This window comes from Methanoculleus sp. (assembly GCF_035363275.1).
In the GTDB taxonomy this organism is placed as follows: domain Archaea; phylum Halobacteriota; class Methanomicrobia; order Methanomicrobiales; family Methanoculleaceae; genus Methanoculleus.
The window spans coordinates 1-3,791 of record NZ_DAOSET010000096.1 but is presented as its reverse complement, the minus strand read 5'-3'; the positions used below and the strand labels follow the sequence as shown (position 1 = coordinate 3,791).

Sequence of the window (3,791 nt, the reverse complement as noted above, 5' to 3'; positions counted from 1 at the left end):
ACCCCGACCCCGACCGGGAACGTGACGCCGACCCCGACCGGGAACGTGACCCCGACCCCGACGACGACGCCGGTGACGCCGGGGGCGGAGAGCATAGAGCTCGAACTTTATGAGGGCTGGAACTTCGTCTCGATCCCGCGACCGCTCTCTGCGGGCAACAACACCGTGGCGGCGGTCTTCGGCGATCTCGACACCGGCGGCCGACCTGTCTACACCTTTGCCCCGGCGAGCGGCTTCACCCCTCTGGGCGATAACGAGACCCTGGAAGTCCTTGAAGGATACTGGGTCTACTCGGCCGAGGATACGACACTGCAGCTGAACCTCAGCACCAATCCGATGAGGGCTCCTGCAGTGCGGACGCTCAGTCCGGGCTGGAACGCCATCGGCTACTCCGACCTGACCGAACGGACTGCTGATGAGACGCTCACGTCGGTGGAAGACGTCTGGGTCCTTGTCGTCGGCTTCGACGCAGAGAACCAGGCCTACCGGCCGGCGCTCATCAACAACGTGACCGGGGCGCAGGGCGAGAACCAGAGGCTCTCACCGACCGAGGGCTACTGGCTGTTCGTGACCGAGGATGGCAGACTGGCTGCCATCAGCGCCTAACTTTTTTTTGACCGTTGCTTCTCGCTCGCTCGTGCTTCACCAACAGCATGGGCGCGGGCTGAGCGGAGCGGCCTGAAGCAGGCTCTGATGCAAAATAGGTCTTTAGTGGAGGTGACCCGGCGTGAAGGGGAGCCTTCTGCCGTGGGCCACTCACTCCGGCGTTGCCGTATACTCCTGCATCAGGGCGTCACCGTATGCCGCTTTCTTCTTCGTCGGGATGTAATTGAACTCGCTCGCCCACCTGAGAAGTTCGTCGCGGATTGCGGCGTCGTTTTCGAGATGCAGGTCCCGCACACCGGCGACAATGAACTCGAGCTGGTTGATGCCGGTCTCCCTCCCGTCCACGAGGACCGTCTTGATCTTGATCGCGTCCGGCCGGATCCCGCCGCAGATGGTGCAGTAGTCGCCCTCTTTCTCGTTTGTCATGGATCTCACTCCCGAATCATCGTCAGCGACATCTTGAACCGGGTTATGGCCGAGAGGGCGTGGGGGGCGTTTGCCGGGAAGATGATCGTCTCCCCTTCCTTCATCTGGTGCGTCTCGCCCGCCACCCAGACCTCGCACTCCCCGTCGAGGATCGTCACCACCGCATCGTAAGGCGCGGTGTGCTCCGAGAGCCCCTCGTCCTCGTCGAACGAGAAGAGGGTGATGCTCCCCGAGGGTTTGTTGATAACCATCCTGCTCGCCACGGTCCCGTCCTGGTAGGAGACAAGGTCCGCCAACCGGAGGACCTTCCCCCGCAACTCTGCACGTTTCTCTTCTGACATAATTCAACCACTCACTGTATAACTCACTCTTCTTCCGGCAATCTACTTTTCGCCCCGTGTATACACAAGCGCTCCGTCCACCGGGCACGCCTCCGTGCACCGGCCGCAGAGGTAGCACTCCCCGAGACGGTCATCGGGCCTCGCTGCTCCGGTCGGGCATGCCCGTTCGCACTTCCGGCAGCCGATGCAGGCGTCCGTCCGCCGGAGCCGGTAGAGGGCCCTTGACGCCGCGGGAGCGAGGAGGGCGCCGTAGGGGCAGACGTACCGGCAGAACGGCCGGTAGACGACGGCGGAGAGGAGGACGATCGAAAGGAAGACGAAGAACGATACGCTCGCGACCGTGAGGTTGAAGAAGTCCGCGAGGCCGATGAGCCCGAGGAGGTTTATCCCGAGCCCGAGGCCGGCGGCGAGGAAGACGACGAAGACACCCGCCCTGACCGCCGTCGGGACCCGGCTGTCGCTGTTGCCGCGTTTCTTTGTCGGCACGAGATGCATGAGTTCCTGGACGGCGCCCACGGGGCAGATCTGCCCGCAGATGATCCGGCCGACTACGAGGGTGAGGACGATGAAGGCGAGCGTCCCGACGAGTGCCGCAGGGAGCGGCGCCCCGAGGGCCGCCGCGTCCCGGAGGACGACGGCCTGCAGTTGGTAGGGGAAGACCGGCGCAAAGACCAGGAACCCGAGGAGTACCGAGACGACGAGGAACGGCACTGCTCGCCGCCGGGTGAACCGGCCCGAGCGCCAGAGCCAGGCAAGGGCGGCAAAAGCAAGGAGGGCGTAGATGAAGCCCACACTGTTCGGGATCGACTCAACGACCATCGTAGCTCACAGCAGCCTCGTCCCGGTCGTCGGCCTCGGGACCTTCACCACGAGCACCCGGAAGGTGCTGTCGCTCTCGTTCATCCAGCGGTGCGGGATCGTTGCCGGGCTGTCGACCAGATGGTCCTTGCCGACCTCGGTACGCTCGTCGCCGATCTCGACGATCCCCGTCCCCTCGAGGACGTAGAAGAAGACGTCCACCGGGGTGATGTGCTTCTTGAGCGACTCTCCCGGCGCAAGCGTGATCACAACCGCGTTCGCGTGCTCGGTGTCGTAGATCTTCCGGACGTCGACATGGTGCGGCGTCTCGCTGATCGGCACCTCTGCTACATCAACAATTTTCATATCATTCATCTCCAGTCTGTCGTATCACGTTCATCCCTTATAATTCGTCCAGTAGTTTTCGAGGCTCTCCCGCCGCCGCCGCTCGTGGCGGCGGGCCCGCATCTCCGGGAAGGTCGGTTCCGTGCTCTGGACCGCCGGGCAGTAGGGGCAGAGAGCATACGATACGTCGTCGGCCTTATCCCTGACCGGGCAGAGGTAGGCCCCCTCCCATTCGTCGACGATCTGCCCTCCGGGGAACGGGGTGCCGACCGGGTGGGCGGGCTCTTCGAGGACAAAGATCGTGAACCCGGAGAGGAGGTACTTCAGGTAGAGGTACTTCGGGTCCTTCTCCCGCGCCTTCTCGCTACAGGCCTCCGCCACCATAGCGCAGTACGCGCCGAGAGCCGGGTCCGGGGGGTCGTCGGATCCGCCGCCGTTCCGGGAGAGGAGGACCAGCCGGTGGTGTGCCGAAAAGATCTCCTCCCGGACGCTTTCAAGGAGCCGGTCGCGGTAGTCCTCCGGGAGGTCGGCAACCTTCCGCTCGAACCGGGCGTGCATCGTCTCGAGGTCGTGCAGGTCAAACGCGTTCATCTCGTCGGCGATCGCGTGGAGGAGGTCCTTCTTCGTCGTTGCCTCCTGCATTCGCCGGCACGCTCTCCTGATCGCCGCCACCGATATCGACTGCCCGTCCCCGGCCTCGCCTTCATCATCAAAGGGGTCGATGATGAAGGAGCAGGCGTCGGCGGGGCCGGCCCCGGACGTCTCACGGTCTTCCCGGCCGATGAGCCGCAGGATACGGTTCAGGATCGTTTCCAGCCGCATGGTCTCACCAGAGCTTGACAGGAGATCATGAGACGCGGAGAGGTTTAATCATGGTGTAACTTTCATAGTAACAACTATGGACAGTCTCGTCCGGAACCTGACGACCCTCGGATTGACGGAGTACGAAGCCCGGGTCTATGCGGCCCTCGTCGGGATCGGCGAGGGGAGCGCCCGCCAGGTCCACGAAGCGAGCGCCGTCCCCCGCCCGAGGGTCTACGACATCGCCGAAGGGCTTGCCGCACGGGGTTTCATCACGGTCCGGCGGGGGAACCCCTATGTCTACATCCCGGCCGAACCCGCCGTCGTCATCCGTCACCTGAAGAGCGCGGCCGATGCCGCGGCGACGGCGGCGGTGCAGGACCTGGAGGCGCTCTCCCTCGACGCCCGGGCGAAGAACTCGCCGATCTGGTACGTGCAGGGGGAGTGGAGCATCCGGCGCCACGCGGAGTCGCT

6 protein-coding genes and 1 pseudogene are annotated in these 3,791 nt (G+C 64.4%); 2 read left to right on the top strand and 5 right to left on the bottom strand.

Going from position 1 to position 3,791, the window contains the following annotated elements:
- Positions 1-606: pseudogene (locus tag PLN84_RS12715) on the top strand (hypothetical protein); the annotation flags it as partial.
- A 150-nt stretch (positions 607-756) separates the two neighbouring features.
- Here the strand turns inward: PLN84_RS12715 and PLN84_RS12710 are convergent.
- Genes PLN84_RS12710 through PLN84_RS12690 form a run of 5 tightly spaced genes read right to left on the bottom strand, consistent with a single transcriptional unit; the run spans position 757 to position 3,338 of the window.
- The gene (locus PLN84_RS12710) at positions 757-1,032 is read right to left on the bottom strand and encodes an NAC family transcription factor (RefSeq protein WP_292385515.1); all 276 of its coding nucleotides are present in this window, start codon (positions 1,030-1,032) and stop codon (positions 757-759) included.
- A gap of 5 nt (positions 1,033-1,037) precedes the next feature.
- Positions 1,038-1,373, bottom strand: a complete 336-nt coding sequence (locus PLN84_RS12705; protein WP_292385516.1) for a cupin domain-containing protein — start codon at positions 1,371-1,373, stop codon at positions 1,038-1,040.
- 42 nt (positions 1,374-1,415) lie between these two features.
- A complete protein-coding gene (locus tag PLN84_RS12700; RefSeq protein WP_292385517.1) occupies positions 1,416-2,192 on the bottom strand; it encodes a 4Fe-4S binding protein in 777 nt (258 codons plus the stop codon).
- A gap of 6 nt (positions 2,193-2,198) precedes the next feature.
- Positions 2,199-2,537 carry a cupin domain-containing protein gene (locus PLN84_RS12695; RefSeq protein WP_292385518.1) on the bottom strand — a complete coding sequence of 113 codons (339 nt, stop codon included), beginning with the start codon at positions 2,535-2,537 and terminating at the stop codon, positions 2,199-2,201.
- A 30-nt stretch (positions 2,538-2,567) separates the two neighbouring features.
- Positions 2,568-3,338, bottom strand: coding sequence for a DUF2115 domain-containing protein (locus PLN84_RS12690; protein ID WP_292385519.1), 771 nt, complete (start codon positions 3,336-3,338; stop codon positions 2,568-2,570).
- A 76-nt stretch (positions 3,339-3,414) separates the two neighbouring features.
- On the opposite strand from PLN84_RS12690, the gene PLN84_RS12685 reads away from it, so the two are divergent.
- Positions 3,415-3,791: helix-turn-helix domain-containing protein (locus PLN84_RS12685; RefSeq protein WP_348532140.1), on the top strand; the 377-nt coding region annotated here is incomplete at its 3' end.

Coding starts and splice junctions, on each gene's coding strand:
- PLN84_RS12710 (WP_292385515.1), bottom strand. CDS start 1,032: ATGACAAACGAGAAAGAGGGCGACTACTGCACCATCTGCGGCGGGATC.
- PLN84_RS12705 (WP_292385516.1), bottom strand. CDS start 1,373: ATGTCAGAAGAGAAACGTGCAGAGTTGCGGGGGAAGGTCCTCCGGTTG.
- PLN84_RS12700 (WP_292385517.1), bottom strand. CDS start 2,192: ATGGTCGTTGAGTCGATCCCGAACAGTGTGGGCTTCATCTACGCCCTC.
- PLN84_RS12695 (WP_292385518.1), bottom strand. CDS start 2,537: ATGAAAATTGTTGATGTAGCAGAGGTGCCGATCAGCGAGACGCCGCAC.
- PLN84_RS12690 (WP_292385519.1), bottom strand. CDS start 3,338: ATGCGGCTGGAAACGATCCTGAACCGTATCCTGCGGCTCATCGGCCGG.